General features: G+C 38.9%; 1 protein-coding gene. It reads left to right on the top strand.

Annotated elements, in window-relative coordinates:
• Positions 1 to 88: 88 nt before the first annotated feature.
• The coding region (locus PZE06_RS31570) for an NTP transferase domain-containing protein (RefSeq protein WP_369011865.1) at positions 89 to 306 on the top strand (218 nt) is incomplete at its 3' end.

Here is a 306-nt window from a genome sequence, read left to right as displayed (position 1 = left end):
TAGCACTAGCATGACTTCAACGGATGTGAAATCTTGCCATGTTTGAACTTAGTATCTTTCATCTGGAAAGTTCTATTCACAAACAACTATTTCCCACATCATTGTTGTCACGAGTGAGAATGCTTCGATTGATTGGGGAGCCTATGCTCGAGAAAAACTCACTGTCGTAATATGTAAAGAATCGAAGCAAGGCATGTCTTCCTCTATAAAAACAGGTATTCGAGAAGTTCAAAAAATGTATGCAGACGCAGCCATGCTTCTTTTAGCTGATCAACCATTTATTCAAGTCTCGATGTTAGCAGAGTT

Source organism: Robertmurraya sp. DFI.2.37, assembly GCF_029211245.1.
In the GTDB taxonomy this organism is placed as follows: Bacteria; Bacillota; Bacilli; order Bacillales; family Cytobacillaceae; genus Robertmurraya; species Robertmurraya methanolica_A.
Note: the sequence above shows the minus strand (reverse complement) of the source record. Positions and strands in the feature narration are given on the sequence as shown.